The 24859-nt window shown below is 70.6% G+C and carries 14 protein-coding genes; 12 read left to right on the top strand and 2 right to left on the bottom strand.

What is annotated here, in order from left to right; all coding sequences use genetic code 11:
- Positions 1-352 precede the first annotated feature (352 nt).
- From ACFWI8_RS22725 to ACFWI8_RS22670, 12 genes are all read left to right on the top strand, one after another.
- Positions 353-1057 carry a class I SAM-dependent methyltransferase gene (locus ACFWI8_RS22725; protein ID WP_387094578.1) on the top strand — a complete coding sequence of 235 codons (705 nt, stop codon included), beginning with the start codon at positions 353-355 and terminating at the stop codon, positions 1055-1057.
- Positions 1058-1513: 456 nt separating this feature from the next.
- Positions 1514-4981 carry a LamG domain-containing protein gene (locus ACFWI8_RS22720; RefSeq protein ID WP_387094576.1) on the top strand — a complete coding sequence of 1156 codons (3468 nt, stop codon included), beginning with the start codon at positions 1514-1516 and terminating at the stop codon, positions 4979-4981.
- Between the two features lie 101 nt (positions 4982-5082).
- Positions 5083-11400 carry an RHS repeat-associated core domain-containing protein gene (locus ACFWI8_RS22715; protein ID WP_387094574.1) on the top strand — a complete coding sequence of 2106 codons (6318 nt, stop codon included), beginning with the start codon at positions 5083-5085 and terminating at the stop codon, positions 11398-11400.
- 3 nt (positions 11401-11403) lie between these two features.
- On the top strand, positions 11404-11877 hold the full coding sequence (locus tag ACFWI8_RS22710; RefSeq protein ID WP_387094573.1) for a hypothetical protein: 474 nt from the start codon (positions 11404-11406) through the stop codon (positions 11875-11877).
- A gap of 102 nt (positions 11878-11979) precedes the next feature.
- Entirely contained in the window at positions 11980-12417 is a 438-nt protein-coding gene (locus ACFWI8_RS22705; RefSeq protein ID WP_387094571.1) for a hypothetical protein, read from the top strand.
- An 828-nt stretch (positions 12418-13245) separates the two neighbouring features.
- Positions 13246-13806: a hypothetical protein gene (locus tag ACFWI8_RS22700; protein ID WP_387094569.1), complete on the top strand. Its 561-nt coding sequence runs from the start codon at positions 13246-13248 to the stop codon at positions 13804-13806.
- Positions 13803-14366 (top strand): hypothetical protein, encoded by a 564-nt coding sequence (locus ACFWI8_RS22695; protein ID WP_387094567.1) that lies wholly within the window; start codon positions 13803-13805, stop codon positions 14364-14366. Before ACFWI8_RS22700 ends, ACFWI8_RS22695 begins: the two co-directional genes overlap by 4 nt.
- Positions 14367-14767: 401 nt before the next feature.
- The gene (locus ACFWI8_RS22690; RefSeq protein ID WP_387094654.1) at positions 14768-15589 is read left to right on the top strand and encodes a helix-turn-helix transcriptional regulator; all 822 of its coding nucleotides are present in this window, start codon (positions 14768-14770) and stop codon (positions 15587-15589) included.
- Between the two features lie 75 nt (positions 15590-15664).
- A complete protein-coding gene (locus tag ACFWI8_RS22685; protein WP_387094565.1) occupies positions 15665-16426 on the top strand; it encodes a glucose 1-dehydrogenase in 762 nt (253 codons plus the stop codon).
- A 606-nt stretch (positions 16427-17032) separates the two neighbouring features.
- Complete coding sequence (locus tag ACFWI8_RS22680; RefSeq protein ID WP_387094563.1) at positions 17033-18328, top strand: HEAT repeat domain-containing protein; 1296 nt, start codon at positions 17033-17035, stop codon at positions 18326-18328.
- A gap of 666 nt (positions 18329-18994) precedes the next feature.
- A complete protein-coding gene (locus ACFWI8_RS22675) occupies positions 18995-20134 on the top strand; it encodes a glycosyltransferase family 4 protein (protein WP_387094561.1) in 1140 nt (379 codons plus the stop codon).
- A 214-nt stretch (positions 20135-20348) separates the two neighbouring features.
- The gene (locus tag ACFWI8_RS22670) at positions 20349-23576 is read left to right on the top strand and encodes a family 78 glycoside hydrolase catalytic domain (protein ID WP_387094559.1); all 3228 of its coding nucleotides are present in this window, start codon (positions 20349-20351) and stop codon (positions 23574-23576) included.
- 36 nt (positions 23577-23612) lie between these two features.
- Here ACFWI8_RS22670 and ACFWI8_RS22665 read toward each other — a convergent pair whose 3' ends face one another.
- Complete coding sequence (locus ACFWI8_RS22665; RefSeq protein ID WP_387094557.1) at positions 23613-24281, bottom strand: hypothetical protein; 669 nt, start codon at positions 24279-24281, stop codon at positions 23613-23615.
- Positions 24278-24859, bottom strand: a 582-nt coding sequence (locus tag ACFWI8_RS22660; protein WP_387094555.1) for a type VII secretion protein EccE, incomplete at its 5' end; no start/stop codon positions are given. The genes ACFWI8_RS22660 and ACFWI8_RS22665, both read right to left, overlap by 4 nt.

Raw genomic sequence — 24859 nt, 5'->3', positions numbered from 1 at the left:
CGGGTGAGTTGGTTCCTGTGTCGTTGCCTTCTCCGGGCTCCTGCGTAACCTACCGAGTTTTCTCAGCGAGAGGCATTGGGCTGGTAGGGGGAGGTGAGGCGTCGCTGACCGTGCGAGGAAGGGGCTCGATGGCAACGGCTTAGCGGGTTGCCGTAGACGGTTGGAGGGGGTGGCGTCTCGTTGTTGGGGCGGCTCGGGCAAGTGTGGTGCCTGCCCGCTCGGGCAACGGCTCTCGCTGATCTGGTGCGGGCCGGCGCGACGCGGGGCTCCGGTGGATCGGCCTTCGGTGCCCGCTGAGTGAGATTCTCGTAGAGCCCGTCCGCGGCGGCGTGATGTCGGTCAGGATGAGGCGGTGACCACCACCCCGGACCTCTGGCACCAGTACGGCCGCGCCCGTGCCGCCACCGACCGCGCCGTCCCCGAGGCGTTCTACTGGGACTGGGGCCAAGAGGGCGAACCTGGTGCCGAGGTCCTGGGCGACCTGACCGGCCTACGGGTCGCCGACCTGGGCGCCGGAGCCGGACGGCATGCCGCCCACCTGGCGGCCCGTCACCGTCCTGAGCGCGTGGACGCGATCGACGCCTCGGCCGCGCAACACGCCATCGCCACGGACCTCTACGGCCACCTCGCCCCACGGCTCCGACTCGTTCACGCGGACGTCGTGCCCCACCTGCGCTCGGCCCCGAACGGCTACGACGTGCTGTACAGCGCCTTCGGCGCCCTCGACTTCACCGACCCACGTGACCTGTTGCCAGCGGCGGCCGTCGCCCTGCGACCGGGGGGCCGGCTGGTCTTCGCGACCCTTGCCCACTACCTGGGTGGCGAGCCCGCCGAGGCAGACGTCACCAATGCCGACATCCTCGCCAAGCGCCCCGACGGGCAGCCCACCACCATGCGCCGCTGGGTGTTGCAGGAGCAGGTGTGGACGGGGCTCCTCGTCGAGGCCGGTCTGATCGACATCGCCGTCGACCTGCTCCCCGCCCTCAGTGAAAGGGCGCGGACTGCCGGCACCCTGCTCGTCGCCGCCTCCCGTCCAACTGATGTGACACGGAAGTGAAGAAGGGCAGGCTCCAACGCGGTTCAGGGCGGCAGCTGCGTGCGCCACCGCGGGCCTTCGCCTTTCAACGCCCCTCTTGTGATGGCCACCATTTCGGCACATCTCCGGCTGTGTGACGAGGGGGCGACGTGCTTCTTCGCGTGACGCCCCGCGGCGTCGCCTTCTGGCCCGCCATCGGTCGTGAGGCATCTCCGGCCACTCCTGTGCGGTCTTGACCGCCTCTGAACTCTTGTGAATAGTGTGTGACTGATCGTGTCCGGTCGGCATTTCTGTGGGGGGAATGTGGTCATGGTGTCGTCTCGATTAGGGCGTGGAGCGCTCATCTCGGCGGTCGTCGTCGCACTGCTGATGAGTGCTCCGGCCACCGCCCTGGCCGCTCCTCGGTCGGCGGAGGTGGCCGACGTTCCGCTCACCGCTGCGAACCGCGCCTTGGCGGAGGCGGAGGAGAGCGGGGAGATGGTCGAACTGACCACGGAACGTACGGAGTACTCCACCACGTACGCGAATCCGGACGGTTCCACCTTCACCCTGGACCTCGCGACGGCGCCGGTCCGCGTCGCCGGCTCGGACGGCTCCTGGACGGAGCCTGATGCCACGCTCGTCGCCCACCCGGACGGTACGGTCGGGCCGCGTGCCGCGGTCGCGGACCTGGCCTTCTCTGGCGGAGGCGCTGACGGACCGATGGTGAGCATTGGCGAGGGCGGGCGTTCCCTGGCAATCGGTTGGCCGGCCGGCCTGCCGCCGTTGCCTGAGCCCGACCTGTCCGGCGCCACAGCTCGGTACGCGGATGTCCTTCCCGATGTCGACCTGCTGCTGACCGCCGACCTTGAGGGTTTCGACCAGGTGCTCGTCGTCAGGACCCCGGAAGCAGCCGCCAACCCCCTTTTACGTGAACTGGAGTTCGATGTCGGTGCGCAGGGGCTCGCTGTTCGCGAGTCGGCCGCTGGCGCCCTCACCGCTGTTGACCCGGACGGCAATGCGGTCCTGCAAGCGCCTCCCGCCCATATGTGGGACTCCGCCGGCGGAGACCAGGCCACTGTGCCGACCGTCGCCGCGCCGAACGAGCCGACTGCGGCGAACGAGTCCGGCGACGCCGCCGCCGACCGGACGCAACAGCCCGCGCCCGGGGACACCATCGCCGACCTCGATGTGACCGTCGACGACGGCACGCTGCGTCTGATCCCCGACTCCGGGATGTTGACCGGCACCCCCGACGAGGCGTTCCCGCTCTACATCGATCCCTCCTGGGGCATCGATTCCTCCCGTCGCACCCTGCTGCGCTCGGACGGCTACGAGAGCTACGGCTGGGACAACGGTGATGACAACGAGGGCAAGGGCACCGGTGAGTGTGGCACCTGGTCCGGCTACTACTGCGGCTCGGGCTACCGGCAGCGTCTGTACTTCCAGTTCGCCCCGAACGACCTGGCGGGCAAGAACATACTTCAGGCCACCTTCCGCGCCACTCAGTCGTGGTCGTTCGTGTGTGACCCCCGTACGGTTGACCTGGTTCGCACCAATGGCTTCTCCGCCAGCACCAGTTGGCCGGGCCCTTCACGTCTGGGCACGATGGCGAGCCGCAATGTGAACCATGGCCGCGGCTCCGCATGTTCTCCCTCGTCGCCCGCCGCACCGGTGGAGTTCACCTCGAACACGCTGACCTCGACCGTCAGATCCTTTGCCGAGGGCGGCTTCTCCTCGCTCAGTCTGATGCTCCAGGCCCGTAGCGAGTCCGACACCAGCTACTGGAAGCGGTTCCGCAACAACGCGGTCCTCTCTGTCACGTACGTCGCTCTCCCCGCGAAGCCGACCAACGTCGGTGTCGTCTCCGGCAACGGCATCGTCTGTGACCACAGTTCCTCCGACCCTCTGATCGTCTCCGACCCCACCCCCGCCCTGACGGCTACCGTGCGGGAGGTGACCGGCGGCCGGCTCGCGCTCACCGGCCGGGCCGTCTTCGATGTGGACAGGCGCAACGCCGACGGGTCCTGGAGCAACACCATCGCCACCCATCCGGAACGGCCGTCGTCCGGCTACGTGGGACACAACACGCGTATGACGATCGACTGGCCGGTCACCCTCGCCGAGGACACCCTCTATCGGTATCGCGCGTACAACCGGTCCTACTGGGTGTGGGACGGCACCACCCACTTCCGCTCCGGCCCCAACACCCAGGACTCGCCCGGCTGGTGCTACTTCAAGGTCGACAGATCGGCGCCACTGGCCCCCGGAATCGATGTCGCCGGCCCCTATGACGAGTGCCTGCCCAACGACTGCCCGGCGGGCGGCGGGCCCGGCACCCGAGCCGCCCTGACGTTCTCCCGGGCGGCGGGAGACGATCCCATCAACGCTGTCCAGTACCGCCTGAACGGTGAGACGACGTGGCGCAACGCCACCGCCAGCGGCGGCAACTGGACCGCCTCCATCACCCCGCAGTCCTCGGGCACCCGCCGTGTGTACGCCCGTGCTCGGGACGAGGTGGGGCGTTGGGGCGCGCAGGGTGTCTTCGACTTCCTGGTCGCTCGGGGCGAAGGGCCCGTCGGACGTTGGCACCTCGCCGAAGCCTCGGGCACGGCCGCGGATTCCGCGGGCTCCGGCCACTCCGCCACCCTGTACGGCGACGCGATCCGCGACGACCGCGGCCGACGCGGCGTGATCACCCGCGATGCCACCGGCGCCCCGCTGGCCGAGCCTCAGCTCGATCGTGGTCTGGCCCTCGACGGCGCCGGCGACTACGCCCGTACCTCAGGGCCGGTGCTGGAGACCCGTGCCGCCTACACCCTCTCCGCCTGGGTCTGGCTCGACGAGACGGCCGACGAGACCGGCATCGTCCTGTCCCAGGACGGCCAGAACTACAGCCCCTTCATCGTCGCGCACGACCGGGGACGATGGCTCTTCGGGATCAAGGAACAGGACGCGGCCACCGGCCAGGCGTATTTCGGCCGCGTCGCACCAGCTCAGGCCGGTGTCTGGACTCATCTCGCGGGCACCTATGACCCAGCCACCCAGGAGCTGTACTTCTACGTCAACGGCCGCCTCGCCGGTGCCGTCACGCTGACCACCGGCTCCTGGAGTGCCACCGGCCCGCTCCAGATCGGCCGCTACCAGTGGGCCGGCATCTACCAGCACTACTTCAGGGGAGTCATCGACGAGGTCGCCGTGTGGCAACGGGTCCTCACAGCCGAGGAAATCGCCCAGGAGGCCCGACTGCTCACCTCCGAGGGCTACGCCGGTGCTGAACTCGTCGCCGCCTGGGACCCGTCCATGGCGGCCGACGGCACCGTTCTGTCGGACGGGGGAACCGGCTACGACCGTGACCTGAGTCTGCAGGGCGGAGCGATGCTCGAGGACGACGCGCTCGTTCTCGACGGCACCACCGGAGCGGGCGGCACCCCCGGGCCGATCGTGGACGACACCGGTTCGTTCACCGTGACCGCCGTCGCCGAACCAGACGGTGCCGCACTGGCCGACCGCCCCGCTGGCTACGTCGCCCAGGTCGCCGGCCAGCGCACAGCCGACGGCTCCGCCTGGGGCCTGTGGTTCGAACTGACAGGGACGACCCAGGTGATCGACGACAACGGCGACCTGCGCACCGTCCCCGTCGGTCTGTGGCACTTCGGGCGGCTCGCCGCCAACGGCGAATTCACCTCCGTCCACTCCGACCAGCCCGCCCCCGTGGAGGGCGATGTACGGCTGACCGGCGTCCACAACGCGCAGGACGGAACCATCAGCCTCACTCTCGGCGAGATCACCGCCGGTGATCCGCTGGCCTTCACCGCGGTGGCCGGATCCGGCGACTTCGCCGTGGGCCGTGGCGTCACCAGCGGCTCCTGGGAGCACTACCTGCCCGGCCGCGTCACCGACGTCCGCGTCTGGTCGGGCGCCATGGCCAGCCCACAGCAGATCGCCGACACGGCCGCCACCTGAGGCCCCTCGCCCGCTCACGCCACGCACACCACTCCTTCCTGGGGACGGATCCCATGCGGACAGGTAAAGGCAGCACGCGCCGGCGGTACGGTCACCGGCCGTTGATCACTCTGCTCTCGTTGGCTCTGCTGGTGCCGGTGGGTCCGCTGGGCCTGGTTCCGGCCGCCCGGGCGGCCGAAGGCGACGGCCTCGGACGGCCTGACGTGCCCGAGACCCGGGCCAGCGAGGTCCACGATGTCACCGGTCTCGGCACACCCGACCAGCGGGAGTTGGTCGCGGACTCCCGCGCCGAGAACATCGCCCAGGCCGAAGCCGCCGAGGAGGCCCAGCAGGCGGCGGGTTGGCCCGCCGGCGGCACGGCAGGCGTCGATGAGGACCTTGCCGACGTCGGTGGCCTGCCTGTGTCGCTGGACGTCGCCGAGGCCCAGGACGCCGAGCCACGGATCACCGTGCACGGCCAGGACGCCGCGCGTGCCACCGGAATCACCGGCGTCCTGCTGTCGGTCGACCCCGGAGCGTCAGCGCCGGCCCGACTCAGGCTCGACTACCGTGACTTCGCCGGCACGGTGGGGGGCGGTTGGGCGGCCCGGCTCGGCCTCGTCGCTCTGCCGGCCTGCGCCCTGACCACCCCCGACCAGCCGGAGTGCCGGGAGCGGACGCCGCTCGCGGCCGACAACGACCGCCAGGAGGGGCTGCTCACCGCCGATATCGAAGCGACCGGCGCCACCGAGCCGTTACTGCTCGCGGTGACCGCCAGTGCGCCCGGCGTGTCGGACACGGGTGAGGGCGACTACTCGGCCACCCCGCTGGCGGAGTCCTCCTCCTGGGAGGCAGGCGGTAGTTCCGGTGCCTTCACCTGGTCCTACGAGCTGACACCGCCCCCGGTCGCTGCCGGCCCGGTGCCTGCCCTCTCTCTCGACTACGACTCGGGCTCCGTCGACGGCCGCACGGCGACCACGAACAACCAGGGCGGCCTGGTCGGAGAAGGATTCAGCCTCACCGAGTCCTACATCGAGCGCAGCTACTCCGGTTGCGACGAGGACGGTCACGACGATGTCTACGATCGTTGCTGGAACTACGACAACGCACAACTGGTTCTCAACGGTTCGGCGACCCGCCTGGTCAAGGACGACGAGACCGGGCGCTGGCGCCTGGAGAACGACGACGCCTCGAGCGTGACCCGCACCACAGGCGCCGCCAACGGCGACGACAACGGTGAGTACTGGACGGTCGTCACCGGTGACGGCACCAAGTACGTCTTCGGTCAGAACGAACTCCCCGGCGCCGGGGCCGACCAGCGCACCAACTCGGTCTGGACTGCGCCTGTCTTCGGCGACGACTCCGGCGAACCCGGCTACGACCGGGGGAACAGGTTCGCCGATCGCGCCGTCACCCAGGCATGGCGGTGGAACCTCGACTACGTCGAGGACACCCACGGCAACGTCATGACGTACTGGTATGTCAAGGAAACCAACCACTACAACAAGAACGACGCGGAGACCGCCAACGCCGCTTACACACGCGGCGGTTACCTGTCCCGGATCGAGTACGGCCAACGCGTTGGCGCTCTCTTCTCCCGCGACGCCGAAGCCGAGGTGCGGTTCACCTACACCGAGCGCTGCACCGAGGGGGACTGCGAGGAACTCACCGAGGACACCTCCGACCACTGGCCCGACGTGCCCTACGACGCCCTGTGCGGCGACGGAGACGAGGACTGCACAGCCCGCGGTCCGACGTTCTTCTCCCGCAAACGGCTGACCGGCATCAGCACGCACAGCTGGAACGCCGCGAACGGCGCCTACGATCCGGTGGACTCCTGGTCACTCGTCCAGGACTTCCTCGATCCGGGCGACATCGGCGACACCACCGACAACGTCCTCGTCCTCACCTCCGTCACCCACACCGGCCGTGCCGGCGACGCCATCGCCCTGAGCCCGGTCAGGTTCACTTACCACATGCGGCCCAACCGGGTGGACGCCGTGGACGACATCCTTCCGATCACCCGTCCCCGGCTGAACACGATCACCTCCGAGACCGGCGGGATCACCACCGTCACCTACTCCGAACTCGAATGCGTCCGGGCCGATCTCGCCGACGCCGCAGAGGACACCAACACCCGCAACTGCTTCCCCCAGTACTGGCACGTCAACGGCGCCCCCGAGACCACGGTCGACTGGTTCCACAAGTACCGGGTGACGGCCGTCGTCGAGGCCGACCCCAGCGGCCACAGCGAGCCCGTCGAACACCGCTACAGCTACACCGCCCCCGCCTGGGCCTACAACGACAGCCCGCTCGTGCCCCGCGACGACCGCACCTGGTCCCAGTGGCGCGGCTACGGCAGAGTCACCACCCAGACGGGCAACGACGACGCCACCCGCAGCCGGGCGACCACCGCCTACTTCCAGGGCCTCAACGGCGACCGGCGCGCCGACGGATCCACCCGCACCGCAAGGGTCACCGCCATCGCCCTGCCCGGCCTGACCATCCCCGACGTCACCGATCGCGCCGAATACGCCGGGATGCCACGGCAGAGCATCACCTACAGCGGCGACACCCCGATCTCCGCCGACATCACCGACCCCTGGTCCCGCACCACCGCGACCCAGGACGTCCCCGACGCGCGCGACATCGTCGCCCGATACGTCCGCGCCGAACGAACCACCACCCACACCTACCTGACCGCCGCGAACCGCTGGCGTTCCCGTGCCACGACCACCACGTACGACGACTACGGCATGGCGGCCACCGAAGAGGACACCGGCGACCTGGCGGTCACCGGGGACGAGACCTGCACCCGCACCTGGTACGCGCGCAATCCCGACCGCGGGATCACGGCACTCACCTCCCGCACGCGCACCGTCGGCCGTACCTGCGGCACCGCCGAGACATCCCTCGTCCTGCCCACCGGCACCACCACCCGCGGCGACGTGTTGGCCGACACCGCCACCGTCTACGACGCCCCCGACGCCACCGCCTGGACCGCGAGCCAGACCCCAACCCGCGGCCTGGCCACCTGGACCGGCCGCCCCACCGGCTACCGCTCCACAGCTTCCGGCGGCGAGCGGCACCCCACCGGCTGGCAGACCACCACCCGGGTCGCCTTCGACGCCCTGGGCCGCGAAACCTCGACCACCGACACGGCCGGCAACACCAGCACCACCACCTACGTGCCCGCGGGCGGAGGCCCCGTCACCCGCATCAGCACCCGCAACGCCCTCGGCCACACCACCCACCAGTTCTTCGACCCCCGCCGAGGCCAGCCGACCCGCGCCTTCGACGCCAACTCCAGGCTCACCGAGACGACCTACGACGCCCTGGGGCGACTCACCGCCGTCTGGCTGCCCAACCGCCTCCGCGGGGGCGGCGCGAGTGCCAGCCAAACCTTCGGCTACGACCTGAGCACCACCCGTCCCTCCGCCGTCGCCACCCGCACCCTCCGCGCCGACGGAACCACCTACGACGTCACCTACGAGATCTTCGACGCCCTGCTGCGTCCGCTGCAGACCCAGGCCCCCACCCCCACCGGCGGCCGGCTGCTCACCGACACCCGCTACAACTCCCTCGGCCAGGCCTACGAGACCTTCGCCGACATCTTCGACCCCAGTACCGAACCCCAGAGCACCTACGCCCGTGCCGAGTACGGCGAGGCACCGCGACAGGAGAACGTCGTCTTCGACGGCGCCGGCCGGGAGACCAGCCGCACCCTCCGGATCTTCGGTGCCACACGCTGGACCACGGCCACCCAGTACACCGGCGACTCCGTCGCCACCACGGCCGTCGCCGGTGGCACCGCCACCCGCACCATCACCAACGCCCGCGGGGACACGGTGGAGACCCGTCGCTACAACGGGCCGAGCCCAGCCGACCCCGCCTACGGCACCGGCCCCGGCACCGGATATGTCGCCACTGAGTTCACCCACACGCTGGACGGCAAACTGAGCACCGTGGCCGCTCCGGAAGGAGCTCGGTGGGCCTACGGATACGACCTCCACGGCCGTGAGATCACGTCAAGCGATCCCGACAAGGGCGACACGACCAAGCGCTACAACGCCCTGGACCAGTTGGTCTCGCTCACCGACGCCGACGGCGACATGCTGCTGACCGCCTACGACGCGCTGGGCCGCCCCACCGGTACCTGGCAGGACGAGATCAGCACCGCAACCCGACTCACCGGCTACACCTACGACCAACTCGCCCGTGGCCACCTCGACTCCTCGACCCGCTACACAGCCGGCCGCGCCTACACCCGGGCCATCACCGAGTACGACAGCCTCTATCGCACCACCGGCAGCGAACTGCGGCTTCCCGCCGACGATCCGCTGGTCGCCTCGGAAGCCGCGCCGCAGGTCATCCCACTCTCGTCGGCCTACCGGATCGACGGCACCCTCGGCCAGGTGCGAGAACCCGCCCTGGGCGGTCTTCCCTCCGAGATCGTCGCCTACGGCTACACCAACGGTGTCGTGACCAGGGCGACGGGTGCCACCGGATACCTCCTGGACGCCGACTACTCCGCTCTCGGTCAGATTCAGCAACTCACCCTCGGCACGGCCAACACCTCCGAGTACCGGAAGGTGTACGTGACCAACACCTACGAAGAGGGCACGGGCCGCCTGACCCGTCGGCACGTCACCGACCAGACCCACCCCTACATGCTCCAGGACCTCAACTACGCCTACGACGACGCCGGGAACGTCCGCTCCATCACCGACCCCACCACCCTCGGCGGCACGTCCGCGGCCGACAACCAGTGCTTCACCTACGACGGCCAGCGCCGGCTCACCCACGCATGGACGCCGCGCAACGGTGACTGCGCCACCGCCAACCGCACCACCGCCGCGCTGGGCGGCGCCGCCCCGTACTGGACCAGTTGGACCTACGACGACGCCGGTTCTCGCACCGCCGAGACCGAACACACCACCAGCGGCACTCGGACCACGACCTACTGCTACACCGACGCCGACCGCCCGCACGCCGCCACCGGCACCAGCCCCACCGCCGACTGCGCATCCCCCACCGCCGAGTACGCCTACGACGCCACGGGCAACACGATCAGCCGCCCCGGCCCGGCCGGCGAACAGACCCTGACCTGGAGCCTGGAGAGCCACCTCACGCAGGTCCGGGACGGCTCCACCACCACGGACTACGTCTACGACGCCGAGGGCACCCTGTTGATCCGCCGCAGCCCGAACGGAGACAGCGTCCTGTATGCCGGCGGCACGGAACTGCACGTGTCCGCCGATGGTGACACCTGGGCACAGCGCACCTACTTCGCCGGGGAGACCACACTGGCGGTCCGCAACAACGAATCCGGCCGCGAACAGCTCTTCTACCTGTCAGGCGACCACCACGGCACCCAGGGCCTCGCCGTCGGCGCCACCGACCAGGCGGTCGTCCGGCGCTTCCTGTCACCCTTCGGCACCGAACGCAACACCGGCACCACCACCGACTGGGTCGATGACAAGTCCTTCCTCGGCAAACCGACCGACACGACCACCGGCCTGACCCAGGTCGGCGCCCGCCAGTACGATCCCGCCGTCGGTCGCTTCCTCAGTGTCGACCCGATGATGGACCTCACCGACTCCGACCAACTGCACGGATACGCCTACGCCAACAACAACCCTGTGTCCTACACGGACCCCAGCGGCACGATGATCGACACCTGCTGGAACGGCGGCTACAACTGCGACTACGACGGCCGGGGAGGAATCACCAACGTCGAGAAGCAGGACAAGTCCGGCTGGGGCAACGGTGGAGGCGGTGGCCGAGGCGGCGGTGGAGGCGGTGGTGTGGAAGTGGCCGGACCCTACGCCCCTCCGCCGGCGGGGAGCGAGGATGCCAATCGCGCGCCCTGGGGCTCCGAAGACTCCACGCTGGCGGAGAGGGGGCGCTTCATGGCCGTCCAGTCCCTCATGCTCGGCTACATGGCATTCGAGGGGTACGGCAACGCCACCGCACTCCTCGACCACTGGTTCAACAACAGCGGCCAGCCGATGGAGGTGCAGGTGGAGCAGATGCTCGAAGACCTTGAGAGGTTCCGCGGGCTCGTCGACGAAGAAGTACGCGCACACGCCGGTGACGGTCGATTCGACACGGGCTGGCAGTCGACGTCCGTCGGTGAGCAGATCGACCGTGGCGGAGACGGGGGCCATCAAGTCCGGGACTGGTACTACGCATTGAACGGCTTCCAGTACCGCGTCCAGGGCGCGGTTGAAATACGGGACGGCGAGCCCGTGGGGGTGATCGTCGTCGATGTCTACAAGAGATACAACTGGGGCAATCCGGCCGGTGGTCAGCCCCGAAACGATGTCGGAGTGGGGCCGGCGAGGGTGAGCCAGAATGAATTGGCCAGCTACAACACGCTGGGTCTCGCCCAGGACTTCGATGTCATGGGGCGGCAGGTCATCGAGTGGGGCGGATAGCGGATGCGTGACAGAAGTCCATGGCGGTGGTGGGTCCTGTTGGGTGTCATCCTCGTCGGCGGCGTCCTTGTGTGGTATTGGTCTGCGGACGAGGACCACCATTTTCCGAACCAGTACGACGACGCGCCGGTGGATGTGTCGTTGGAGGAGGCGTTGTCCGATCACGGGCTCGTTCTGCCGGACAGCGCCGAGGGCGTTCGGTACACCGCCTCACAGGGACTCGACGGCTACCCGATGTCTGCGAGGTTCACCATGCCCTGCGACCGGGTGCCGGAGTTCGTTTCGGACAACGGCTATGCGGAGCTCGACTCCGATGAGGGATTCGACCCGGGTACCGTGCTTGATGCCGAGGATAGAGGGGTCCCGATCGGTGCGGACACGTCGTATTACATGCGAGAGGGCGGGGGCTACGGACTTGAGTCTTACGCCTTGGCCACCGCGGACGATGCGGATTGCACCGTCTTTCTTACGGCATGAGCGCAATGGGTGGACGCCTCACCCGAAGCGTGCGTATCGGTACACGTCAGCTTAGGCGGATAGCGGATGCGTGACAGAAGTCCATGGCGGTGGTGGGTCCTGTTGGGTGTCATCCTCGTCGGCGGCGTCCTTGTGTGGTATTGGTCTGCGGACGAGGGCCACCATTTTCCGAACCAGTACGACGACGCGCCGGTGGATGTGTCGTTGGAGGAGGCGTTGTCCGATCACGGGCTCGTTCTGCCGGACAGCGCCGAGGGCGTTCGGTACACCGCCTCACAGGGACTCGACGGCTACCCGATGTCTGCGAGGTTCGTCATCCCTTGCAGCTGGATCCCGGAGTTCGTCTCGGAGAACCGGTATGTGGAGCTCGACTCCGATGAGGAATTCGACTACGACACCGTGTTCCGTGCCGAGCGCAGAGGGGTCCCGATCAGTGCGGACACGTCGTACTACACGCGAGCGGGCGGGGAGCACCGATACGAGTCCCACGCCCTGGTTACCGCGAATGACGCGGACTGCATCGCCTTTCTCACGGCATGAGCACACATGAGCGGACGCCTCACCCGAAGCGCGCCTAACGGCTGACATTGGTGATGTGCCAAAGGCCAGTAGTGAGTGACTATCTGAGTGACAACGGGTGCGGATCGCCGTGGTCGGCCGTGGACGTCGGAGGACGGTTCGTGCAGGTCAGCGGGCTGATGTGGCCCGCCCTGCCGGGGGGTGGATTGCATGGCATGCAAGAGGTCAGGAGTTCAATTCTCCTTAGCTCCACAGGTCAGAGGCCCCCTCCCGCAAGGGAGGGGGCCTCTGCGTGACTAACGGGGTGACTAACGTCCTCGCCCCGGCGTCAGTCTCTCGTGACCGCTCTCCGGCCCCCGGTGTCTCCGGCGGGGGCCGGCCGTCGTCGGTGACGCCTACCTCCACCCGCCCGCGGCCGCATCGGACGGTCACGTCGGCCCGTGCCGCCCCCGCGTGGCGGACCGTGTTGGTGAGGGCCTCCTGAACGATCCGGTGGACGGCGAGGGAGACCGGTGCGGGGAGGGCGGTGAGGTCGCCGGACGTCTCCAGTCGGATGTCCAGCTCCGCCGACCGCATCCGGTCAACGAGCGCCGCGACGTCGGGGACTCCGGCCGCGGGATCTTCCGGGGCCCCCGGCGCGCGAGGCACGTGGACGAGCGCGCGGGACCCGGACCGGGCTGATGAGATCTCTGAAATTCCCCACCCGTGATTGGCCCGTTCCCCAGCCACGACATGGCGGAGGTCGACGAGGCGGGTTCGCCCGGCCTTTGAGGATCCGCTGTCCCATCGCGAAGCGTCGCGGTGATGGTCCGTCGTTCGGCTGTCGGTGGGGGTGCCTAGGGTGCGGGTATGAAGAGTTGGATCGACAGTCGGCTCGGGGAGTCGTATCGGGGCCACGAGGTGAATCTTGTCTTCGTCCGCGGGCTGCCCGCCGATGCCCTCGCCAAAGGGCTCGACGGGTTGCGGCGTCGGCGTCACGTGCTGGAGACGGGGTCGGCCAGCGGGTGGGTCTGGGCAGTGCACGACACTTTCGCCCCGGAGATCAACGACTACGACCCGGTGGATTATCGGCCGCTGTGCGAGGGGAAGGCCGAGGCGGTGGTGTTCGTGCTGGAGCCATGCAGCGCCAAGGCGCACTCGCCCGACTTCACCTATTACTCGGACGGCCGGTGCGTGCTGCACTTCAGTTTCGAGGACCTGGGCCAGCGAGTGGGGGACAACCCGGACTACCTGTCGGCCGAGCTGCTGGACGCGGGGCTGATAGGCCCGGACGCGTACTGCGAGCAGGAAGACGAAGACGGGCATGACTGCTTCGACCATCGCTATGACGACGACGACCGCTTGGTGAGCGCGATAGCGGCCGCCTTCGGCCTGCCGTCGCCGCCGCTGGCTGCGGAGGTGGTGGGGTGAGCTGGCTGCCTCCGGACACGTTCGCCACGTTCTGCCGGGGCATGGATGCCAGCCTGCTGCAGCGGCTTCTGACGGATTCGGGGCGACCGGCACAGGCCGTGGGTGAGGATGGCGGCTGGGGGTGGGTGCTGCAGGACGCCTATGCGGCGCCGTACGGGCAGGGCGCGGAGGAGTTGGCCAGGGACATCACGGGCTACCGCTTCGTGGAACTGGCCGGAGTCAGGGCGGAGACCGTGTTCCTGGCGTCCACACCGGCGTGTGAGTGTTCACATGGCCAGAGCTACGTGGTCCCGCACTGCCCGCAGCATCCCTTCCAGTTTGCCTACCACCGCAGCGGCTTCGAGCAGCTCTACCTCAACCTGGGCGCCCGCAGGGAGTCGCGGCGGGGCGGTGCGATGGCAGACCATTTGCTCCCGGAGTTCCTGGCGGCGGGCCTGGTGGGCAGGGATACATCGCGCTATGCGACGGAGCCGGGCTTCAACGAGGACGGCGCGGTAGCGGTGGGGATCCTCGCGCGCCACTTCGGCCTTCCAACGCCGCCGTTGTGGACGGGTGCGTAACGAACGTTCGGCCCTGCCACCGCCTCGGATGAGGCGGGACGCGGCGGCATGCGAGGTCTCGGTCACCCCCCGAGGCATGCGAGATCAGGGCATTGGCTGATCCCACAACCAAGGGGGGACATCGAGCAGTACGGCCGATTCCAAGGAGCCTCAACCGGGCTGAACCTCGTCCGGTTGGCACCTCTCGCAGGAGCGGTGAGGACGCGAGCCGGTGCCGCGTCGTTGTTGTCGCCGGGCTGACCTGCACCAAGTCGGTACCTCTCGTGGCTTCGTGCATGTCCAGGAGCGTCTGATGACTGTTGCGTGCCGGTGTGTCGATGAGAGACGACGGCGCTGTGGGGTGAAGGGCGGTGGGGCGGTCTGCCGTGTCGTTGCCCGCGCGGGGCGCGTACCGTTTTCGCATGGTGAGTGACAGGCGATCCGTCCGCCGCGCTGAACTCCGCGATTTCCTCCGCACCCGTCGGGCTCGGCTCGCCCCCGTGGATGTGGGCCTTCCCTCGGCCGGACGGCGCCGTACCCCGGGGTTGCGGCGGGAAGAGGTCGCGATGCTGGCCGGTGTCGGCGTGTCCTGGTACACGTGGCTGGAACAGGGCCGCGACATCAATGTCTCCCCCGATGTGCTGGACGCCATCGGCCGGGCGCTGCGCCTGGACGGGCTCGAGCGTGAGTACCTGTACCGGTTGGCTGGGCTCAACCCACCGTCGGCGGGTACGGCCGACGCCGCGGCCACCGCCGAGTTGCGGCGGCTGATCGACGCCTGGACGCCGCGGCCGGCCCTGCTGCTGGACCGGTACTGGAACATCGTGGCGCGTAACGAGGCCGCGTCGGCGGTGTTCGGCTACGACGATGCCGATCACAACTGCCTGGTGTCGTTCTTCACCAGCCCCCGCTACCGGTCCATGAACGAGCAGTGGTCGTCGGTCGCCCCGGGGGTGGTCGCCACCTTCCGCGCCGAGGCGGCCCGGCACCCCGGCGACGCCGGTTTCCGCCGCGTCGTCGTCGAGCTCAGGGAGGCAAGCCGTGATTTCGAGGGGCTGTGGGCGCGGCACGATGTGGCCGCGGTGAACCAGGCGGTGAAGGTCGTGCGGCACCCGGACGCGGGAGCACTGGCCTTCGACACCTCGGTCCTTTCCCTGCCTCACCGGCCCGGCCTTCGCGTGGAGTTGCACAACCCGCGGCCCGGCACCGGCACCGGTTCCAGGCTGGCCCGTCTTTCGGGCTGACGGCAGGGTGGTGGTGCCAGTCCCCGGTTGAGTGGACACTGTTAAGCCCTCCTGGCCGGCCGCATGCTGACATCCATGACGACCACCAGCACCTCCCGATTCGAGAACAAGATCGCGCTCATCACCGGCGGCACCAGCGGCATGGGCCTGGCCACCGCCCGCCGCCTGCTGTCCGAGGGCGCCCGGTTGATCATCACCGGCCGCGACGCGGCCAGACTGGACGCCGCGGTCAAGCAACTCGACGGTGGCGACCGGGTCCTGACGGTGCGGGCCGACGCCTCGCGGGTCGCTGACACGCGGGCCCTCGCGGACGAGGTCCGGGCGCGCCATGGCCGGCTCGACGTCGTCTTCGCCAACGCCGGCGTCGCGACGTTCCAGCCCACCGTCGAACTCACCGAGGCTGAGTTCGACCGCGTAGTCGGCAGCAACCTCAAAGGCGTACTCTTCACGATCCAGCAGACCATCCCGCTGCTCGCCGACGACGCCGCCATCGTGATCAACGCCTCGTGGACCGCGCACCGGGGCCTTCCCGGTGCCGCCCTGTACTCGGCGACCAAGGCCGCGGTCCACAGCCTGGCCCGCACGCTCGCCGCCGAGCTCGGCCCTCGGGGCATACGGGTCAACTCGGTGAGCCCCGGCTACATCGACACCGCGATGTACCGGGCGGCGGTCCCGCCGGCGGAGGAGGCCGCGGTCGCCGCCCGGATCCTCGCGGGTCGGGCCGGCACCGCCGACGAGGTCGCCGGCACGGTCGCGTTCCTCGCGTCCAACGAAGCCGCCTACATCAACGGCCAGGACCTGGTCATCGACGGCGGCCTGGTCGCCACGGCCCCATGACCACCTGAGTGACCACTGTCCCCCCGGCATCTCCTGACCCGGCCGGGGCCCCACCGGATCCAGGAGCGGTGCTCGCCTCCAGCCACCGCGCCGACATGCCACGTCGGTGGCCTCGCCAGACCGCGGCGTGCAGCCCGACCCACACCACCTGCGGCGAGGCCAGGCTCTTTCACCGGGAACACACCGGTCCTGTCCCAACAAGCCCCCTACTGCCGCCATAACCCGTGAACATCTGCCGTCACGACTCATGGGGAAAGCCCTCCTCGCAGGGGCGATGAGGACGACTCGCGGTCGGACGTCACACGGCCCGCGGTGTGTGGTCAACGACGTCGTCATCATCCACCGTGATCTCCTCGCTCCCTGGCTGAACAGCTGACTCCCGGTGGACGGGCCCGCATCCGACGGTCGGCCGGGGCAGGGCGCGGCTGGAGTCCGGACTGCTCACCGTCTCGGAAGGCGCCCGGGGCGGTGAGATGTCGACGTCACCGGGAACGGCAGCGCTTGAGACCCTGTCGCGCGCGGACCGCCGTCGGCGTGCCGGGGCAGGAGAGTGGGCAGATGCCTGGGGTGGACGGGGCCTTGGAGCGGGCCGGTAGGGATGAGGCCGTGACGCGGGAGTGGCTACGTGGGCTGGCGGCCAACCCCGCCCTGCCGGGAGCGGTGCTGCGGCGGCTGCTGGAGTTCGAGGAACTCCCCACGCATCGGTCGTGGCTGGCCTGGCGAAGGCTGGATGCCGAGGCGACCGCCATCGCGGTGGCGTCCCCGTGGACGCAGCACCGGCTGACGGTCGCGGAGAACGAGACCGCGGATGTCGATGAGCTGGGGCGGCTCGCGTACGACGTGGAGCCCCGGGTGCGGTTCGCGTACGCCGTCCTGCTCGTCGAATTCGGGCGCCGGATCCCGGCGGGGGTGCTGGAGGCGCTGGCCCGGGACACCGAACCGAAGGTCAGGCGGACGGTCAGTGGCTACCGGATGCTGGCTCCCGAGGTACAGGACGGGCTTGTCGCGGACGAGGACCCCGACGTACGCGCCGGGGTGCTGAGCAGGGAGGTGTGGGAGCGGCTCGCGGTGCCGGTTCGGCAGCGGCTGCTCGACGATCCTTCTCCGGCGGTCCGCGAGAAGGTCGCCGAGTTGTGCCGCGTCCGGGAGCAGCCGCGGGTGCTGACGGTCGAGGAGCGAGTGGCACACGAGAACTCGGCCGTCCGCTGGGCCGCCGCCGGTGATCCCGAGGTGCCGCTGCCTCGTGCCCTGCGACTCTCCGACGACCCCGACAACGCGGTCCGGCTCGCCCTTTCGATGCGGGCGGACCTCACCGAGGAACAGCGCGCGTCCATCCGGTACGAGGTGACGGAATCGGAGGGGTTTCCACAGCCGCACTGGCTGAAGGAGGCGGCAGCGGACCCCGAGACGGCGCGGCGCGTCGCCGCCTCCGCGCACGTGGGGCTGCGGCGTGCGCTTGCCCGGCAGCGGCATCTGCCGGACGACGTGGTGACTCGGTTGGCCGCTGACGAGGATCAGACAGTGCGCCGCTACCTGTGCAACTGTGCGAACGCGCCGCACGAACTGCTGGTGGAGATGTACGCCACAGCAGACGACCGAGGCTGGTCAGTCCTGAGGTCGCACCCCCACTTCGCCCGGTCCGGTCTGGCCAGGTTCGCCGACGACCCCAACCCCCGGCTGCGTCGCGCCGCGCTGGACGACCCGGAAGCAGGCCCGGAGCTGCCGCTGCGGTTGGCCGACGACCCCGACGTGGGGGACTGGGCGGTGCGGGATCCGAGGCTCCCCCTCGGTGAGCTGCTGCGACGGCTCACGCTGCCGCACTGCGCGTGCGCCGCCGCGGCCAATCCGGCTTTGCCGCCCACCGTGATGCATCAGCTGGTCGACCTCGCGCGAACTCGGTGACCCGGCACCCATATCGGTCGTGGGGTGTCGGGATCGAGCCTGATGCCGCCGCCCCACGAGGCGTCGGAGCAGGAGGTCCGAGGTGACGTAGGGCACGGACGGACGCCGTGTGGAGCTGGTATACCTCCCTTCCCGGGCGATCGGGCCCAGTTGAGTACGAGACCCACGTCCGTCGTGGCCGCCGATCCGTGAGGAGCAGCCCGGTGCCTGAGACCAGCGTCCTCGCGCTGCTGTCCGACGGCGGCCACGACCACCTCTCGGCCGCGCGGGAGTCGATCGAGTCGCGGCGGCTCCCGTCCGGGTGGCCGTCGCAGTGGGTGGTCCCGGAGGACGGCACGAACGGGCGGCTTCGCTGGACACGCGAGGAAGCTCCGATCAAGGACGGCCCGTTCGCGCCCGGACTCCGGTCCTGGCGCTGGACGCGGCTGATCTCTTCGCGGACGAGCACGCGCCGGCTCGCGGGACGGGGGCCGGCTGTCGCCGACGCCTCAGGGGCTGGTGAACTCCTGGTCGTGGGCTCGACGAAGACCGGTACCCGTCCCCGTGGCCTGCCCTCCCGGCTGCCGAAGCCGTGGGGCTCCCGGGGGCGCACGCCCCCAGTCGACCAGGACCAGCACGACCACATCGGATGGATATGGGGGACGGCGCATGCCGAAGGCTCTCTTGGTGTCCCACCGCCTGGGTGGGTTCGACGGTGTCAGCGTCGCGGCCGAGAAATGGCACACCGTTCTCGCCCACCTCGGGTTCGACGTCGTCCGGGTGGCGAGCCACTATGTTCACCGGGAGCCAGGGGACGTGCTCATCACGGGCATGTGGGCGGACCTGCCGGGGCGCCCCTGTCCGCCGCTGGACGAACGTGCCGTGCGGGAACTCGTGCGCCAGGCCGACCTGGTCGTACTCGACAATCTCGGAACGCTGCCGTCCGCGCCCGAAGCCGCTCTGGGGTGGCAGGACGTCCTGCTGCGGGAGAAAGTGCCGACGATTGTCAGGCACCATGACCCCGGTTGGCAGATAGTGTCCGGGCTCTGGGGGCCACATGATCCCTCGTCCGGACTCCCGATCCACCACCCGAGAATGCTGCACGTCACCATCAACAGGATCACCGAACGGGAATTCGCCGACCGTTACCCGGAGTTGCCGGAACGGCACGCCCTGGTGACGGCGTACAACACGGTGGACCGTCGAGAGTTGGTGGGCGGCGACAGGTCGGGTACCAGGCGGGCGTTGCGGGTCGCCGACGAGGACCTGCTCGTGCTGCACCCGATCGCGCTGGGTAAGCGGAAGAACGTCCCGGCGGCGGTCGAGCTCGCCCGCTCCCTGCAGCGGCTCTACGGCGAAACCCGGAGGGTCAGGTACTGGGTCACGCACACCTCGGCGCAGTGGGAGTCCGTTCCGCCGGAGACCCAGGAGGTCTTCGCGACCGCACCCGGTCTCGTGATGGGATCCGTGGCCCGGCGGAGCGACATGTACGCCGCCGCCGATCTGGTCGTGCTCACATCCACGTGGGAAGGCTTCGGCCAGCCGGTTCCGGAGGCGATGGTCGCGGGAAAGCCCGTCGCGGCCGGGCCGTATCCCGTCCTCCGGGAGTTGGTGGAACACCACGGTTGGCAGGTCCTGGATCCGCTGCGCCCCGAGGACGTCTTCCAGGCTCTCGAAGACGTGGACCGGCTGAACCGGCTCATCTCCTGGAACCGCGCCCGCGCCGAAGAGATGGACACCCTGGGTTTCGCGCCCACCATGAGGAAACTGGTGCGGGCGGCGGAGAGACTGGCCGCTGGCCGAGCCGGAATTCGGGAGATCCCGTGAGGCCGCGAGGGGACCGGCCTGCCCGAGCTGGGCGCGGACGGCGGCGGCCTGTCCCGGTGTGAGGGGGGCCGCAGCGGTCGCCGGGGTCCTCCCGTCGTGGCTGAGGTCGAGTCCGGTCCTTTCCATCGTTACGCGGGGGGTTGGCCGTTGCCGGGGGCGCGGCTAGCTTGCGGCGAGAGGGGACTGAAACGTATCAATCGGGAGGCGGTTTCCGATGAGCGCAGCATCGCACGGTGGGGCCCTGAACCGCAGGCAGGTCGTCGGGATCCTCGTCGGCACCGGGGCGGGTGCGATGGTGCCCGTCCCGGCGGCCGCCCCGGCCGGCGCCGCCGGTCCGGCTTCGCCCGACTCCGGTCGCGCGACGGTCGGGAACCTCCGGGTCGACGGCCGTGCGGACGACCCGCTGGGTGTCGACGACACCGCGCCGAGGTTGAGCTGGCAGGTGACGAACGCCCCCGCCGGCTGGGCGCAGGCGGCCTACCGGATCCGGGCCGCGGGCAGCGAACGGGAGCTCACCGGCGGTTCGTTGCTCTGGGACTCCGGGGTGGTGCGTTCGGCCGCGCAGTTCGACATCGCGTGGGGAGGGGCCGAACTCCGGTCACGGCAGGCGGTGGTGTGGCAGGTGAGGGTCTGGAGCGCTGGTGGTGAGGCGACGCCCTGGAGCCGTCCGGCCCGCTGGGAGATGGGGTTGCTGGAGCGCGGCGACTGGGGCGAGGCCCGGTGGATCGAGCACCCGGGCCGGGGCGTCGACGAGCCGCTGCCGCTCTTCGCGCGGGCGTTCACGGTCGACGGGCGGGGCGGGGCGCGGGTGACCAGGGCCCGTCTTTACCTGGCCGGGGTCGGGCTCCACGACGTGCGGGTGAACGGCGCGGCCGTGACCGACGAGGTGCTGGCGCCAGGCAACTCCAACTACCAGCTGTCCACCGAGTACCGCGCCTACGACGTGACCCGGCTGGTCCGGACCGGCGCCAACACCCTCGGGGTCGCGCTGGGGCACGGGACGGCCCTGGTCACCCGGTCCGTCGGGAACGAGGAGACGGGCCGTACGGCCCCGTACAGCTGGTGGCAGAGCCAGCCCAAGGGGAGCGGGACGCTGGCGGCCCCGGCGCCCGCCGGGGCGAGCACCGTGCGGGTGAGCGACGTGACCGGCTACCACCTGGGCGGCACGATCAACATCGACACGGGCGACGGCGGTGACCGGCTCGAGTCGCGCGAGATCACCGCGATCGGCACCGCGGGCGCGGGAGGCAGCGGCATCACCTTCCGACCGGCCCTGGACGCCGAGCACGCGGCCGGCGCGTCGGTGACCGGCTCGGGGAACCCGCTGGCCAGCACCGATCCGAGCGCGGGCGCCGCCGTGTCGCCCCGGATGATCGCCCGTCTCGAACTGACCCGGGCCGACGGCTCGGTCGACGTCGTGGTCACCGACCGCTCGTGGGTCACCGCGCTCGGCCCCACCGTGACCAGCAACTGGTACTCGGGGACGGACCACGACTCGCGCCGCGAGCAGCCCGGCTGGACCGAGCCCGGTGCCGACCTGGACGACACGGCCAGGCGCCGCGACGGCACCCCGGTCGGCTGGGTCGCGGCCGGCATCGCCCCGCCGCCCAACCTCACCACCGAACTCGTCTGGCGGGTGGCCGAGCCGGTGAAGGTCGTCGACCGCGTCCGGCCGGTGCGCGTCACGCAACCCAGGCCCGGGGTGTGGGTGTTCGACTTCGGGCAGAACTTCGCCGGCTGGCCGGAGATCACGCTCGACGGGACGGTGCCGGCCGGCACGACCGTGGCGATGCGGCCGGCGGAGTCGCTGGCGCCGGACGGCACCGTCGACCAGCGGTCCCTGATGGGCGGCGGGAGCGGCCGGGGCACCGACGTCTTCGCCGCGTACACCACCCACGGCGACCCGGACGGCGAGACGTGGCACCCGACGTTCGACTACTTCGGCATGCAGTGGCTCCAGGTGACCGGCCTGCCGGACGGCCACACCCCCACCGTCCGAACGGTCCGCGGCCTCCAGCTGCACGCGGACACCCCGGTGGCGGGCGAGTTGGAGACCTCCGACGAGCGGATCAACCGCGTCCACCGCATGGCCCGTTACTCGATCGCGTCCAACATGATGTCGACGTTCACCGACTGCCCGGGGCGGGAGAAGCTGGCGTACCCGGCCGACTACACGCAGCCGTTCGGCTCGCTGGCGCGCAACTTCGGCTTCGACGCCTATCTGCGCACCATGCAACGCCACCTGGTCGAGGGCCAGTCGAGGGCGGGGGAGAACATCGGCAACGTCGCCCTCAAGGCCCCGGTCTACGACTGGGGTTACCTGGGCCGGTTCGGGGACGAGGTCAACTGGGGCAACGGCATCGTCCTCGTGCCGTGGCTGCACCACGAGACGTACGGCGACACCCAGCTGATGGAGCGTCACTACCCGGAGATGCGGGCGTTCCTGGACTACATCAGGAACCGGAAGGCCGGGACGGGCGCGGACGCCCACCTCGTCGACGGCGCGCTCGCGGACTGGGTGGCGGCGGACGGCGGCACGTCCGGCCGGATCACCGGCACCTGGGGCTACTTCCAGACCGTGGACCGGATGGCGAGGATGGCCGCGCTGCTCGGCCGCACCGCCGACGCCGAGGAGTACCGCGAGCTGGCCACGGCCATCAGGGACGCCTTCAACGCGGCCTTCTACAACCGGGCGGCGGGCCGCTACACCGCCGAGGGCGAGCGGGGCACCGCCGGCGCCACCCAGGCCGCCCAGGCGCTGGCGCTCGACGAGGACCTCGTGCCCGAGGGCGAACGGGGCCGGGTCCTCGACGCCCTCGTCGAACTGGTCCACGCCTACCGGCCGTTCGGCGGCGGTCCGCACCTCAGCGCCGGGACGATCGGACTCGCCCCCACCGTCCGGGCGTTGACGGCCGGTGGCCGCGACGACGTGCTGTGGGACGTGCTCCGGGAGGACACCAGGCCCGGCTACGGCTTCTTCCTGACCCCGACCACCGCCAACCCCGAAGGACTCACCACCGTCCCCGAACAGTGGGACCTCGGCAACTCCAGGAACCACATGATCCTCCTGCAGATCGAGGAGTGGTTCCACCGCGGCCTGGCCGGTATCCGGCAGGCCCGCGGCTCCGTCGGCTTCCGCGACCTGGTCATCGACCCGCGCGTCGTCGGCGACCTCACCCACGTCGCCGGCAGCTACCGGACGCCGCACGGCGAGGTCGCCTCCGAGTGGACGCGCCGGGGCGGCACGTTCCGGCTCACGGTGCGGGTGCCGCCCAACAGCACCGCCGAGGTACGGCTGCCCACCGGCGGCGAGCCGGCGGTGACCACCTCCCGTGGCGCGACCTTCCAGGGCATCGAGGGCGACCGCGCGCGCTACCGGGTCGCCTCGGGCAGCCACGACTTCACCGCGCCGGACACGAGTTCGGGCTCCGTCAGGCCCTGACCCGCCCGGCCGCGCACCGGCGGCACCGGCCCGTCGTCAGGCGCGGCCCGGGGTCAGCAGCGTGGTCTCCGCCGGGGAGATGTCGGGGCGGAGGATCTCGGTGCCGGTGGGGCGGAAGAGGATGACCTCGCCGGGGGCCAGGGTGGCGGTCAGCCGGGCCGCCTCCGCACCGAGGAGGCGTCCTGTGGTGTCGGCGAAGCGGGCGTCGAGGGCGAGCAGCGCGTCGGGCGCCGACCAGAAGTACGAGCGGCGGGGCGCGTCCCGGGTGACGTGCAGGACCGTTCGCCAGGGGCCGTTCGCCAGGGTGGCGGGTGGCGGGCGGCGCAGGTCGCAGACGAGGGCCTGCGGGCCGCCCTCCTGGGCGGGCGGCGCGGGCGGGAGGGTGGGCCAGGCGGTCACGCGGTCGGCGATCGTCAGCCGGTCGCCGGCGACCCGCGCGAGGGGGCGCCACTGGTCGGGCACCCGGGTGGCCGCGGTGACCCGGGCGCCGACGGCCAGCATCCGGAGGCCGAAGAGGCGGCCGAACAGCGACTCCCCGAGGACCGCGACGCGGGTCGGCGCCGGGCCGGCGGGCAGCGTGACGACCCGGCCGTCGCGGCTGGTGCCCAGCTGGACGCCGGCGTCGGCCCGGGTGAGCCGGAAGGGGGCCCCGGGGTCGTCCCGCCAGTGCGCGGTGGGCGGTTCCTGGTGGTCGCGGAGGTTCATCGTGGTGCTCCCGGGGAGCCGATGCCGATCGTGTCGACCAGCGAACGGAAGGGGTGGGCGACGGGCAGGGTGGCCAGCAGCCCGGCCCGCTGGTCGGTCGGGGTGTCGGGCAGGACACCGGCCCGCAGCAGGCGCTCGCGTTCGGCCGCCGCGTGCTGGGCCATCACGCTGACCACGCGCACCGCGGTCAGGACCCGCAGCGCCGATCCTTCCCTGGTGAAGGTGGCGGCGGCGACCACGCGTTCCGCGGCGCAGCCGGCCAGGCCGCTCAGCAGTCGCGACCACTCGTCCTGGGAGGCGACCGGCACGGCGACCGAGCAGTGGGTGAGGTCGGCGCCGGCCCAGCTGGTCCGCAGCGCCCGTCCCTCGCCGGCCGCGTCCCCGGTCTCCCGCAGCAGGTCACGGACCTCGGAGGCGCTCAGCGGGGTGGTGGGGGCGCCGGCCGCGGCGAGGCGGGCCCGGACGCGGGCGGTGGCGGCGGCCGTCGCCGCCCGCGCGCCGGCGGTGCCGCCGCCCCGCCGCTGGGCGGCGTCGGGCGAGCCGAGGCTCTCGCAGCGCAGCACCAGCCAGGAGCGCAC

The organism is Streptomyces sp. NPDC127098, from assembly GCF_042722465.1.
GTDB lineage: Bacteria > Actinomycetota > Actinomycetes > Streptomycetales > Streptomycetaceae > Streptomyces > Streptomyces millisiae.
Note: the sequence above shows the minus strand (reverse complement) of the source record. Positions and strands in the feature narration are given on the sequence as shown.

What these genes read in the sequence shown, in the direction of transcription:
- ACFWI8_RS22700 (WP_387094569.1), top strand. Translation starts at nt 13,246, where the DNA reads ATGAAGAGTTGGATCGACAGTCGGCTCGGGGAGTCGTATCGGGGCCAC.
- ACFWI8_RS22690 (WP_387094654.1), top strand. Translation starts at nt 14,768, where the DNA reads ATGGTGAGTGACAGGCGATCCGTCCGCCGCGCTGAACTCCGCGATTTC.
- ACFWI8_RS22670 (WP_387094559.1), top strand. Translation starts at nt 20,349, where the DNA reads ATGAGCGCAGCATCGCACGGTGGGGCCCTGAACCGCAGGCAGGTCGTC.
- ACFWI8_RS22710 (WP_387094573.1), top strand. Translation starts at nt 11,404, where the DNA reads ATGCGTGACAGAAGTCCATGGCGGTGGTGGGTCCTGTTGGGTGTCATC.
- ACFWI8_RS22665 (WP_387094557.1), bottom strand. Translation starts at nt 24,281, where the DNA reads ATGAACCTCCGCGACCACCAGGAACCGCCCACCGCGCACTGGCGGGAC.
- ACFWI8_RS22685 (WP_387094565.1), top strand. Translation starts at nt 15,665, where the DNA reads ATGACGACCACCAGCACCTCCCGATTCGAGAACAAGATCGCGCTCATC.
- ACFWI8_RS22720 (WP_387094576.1), top strand. Translation starts at nt 1,514, where the DNA reads ATGGTCGAACTGACCACGGAACGTACGGAGTACTCCACCACGTACGCG.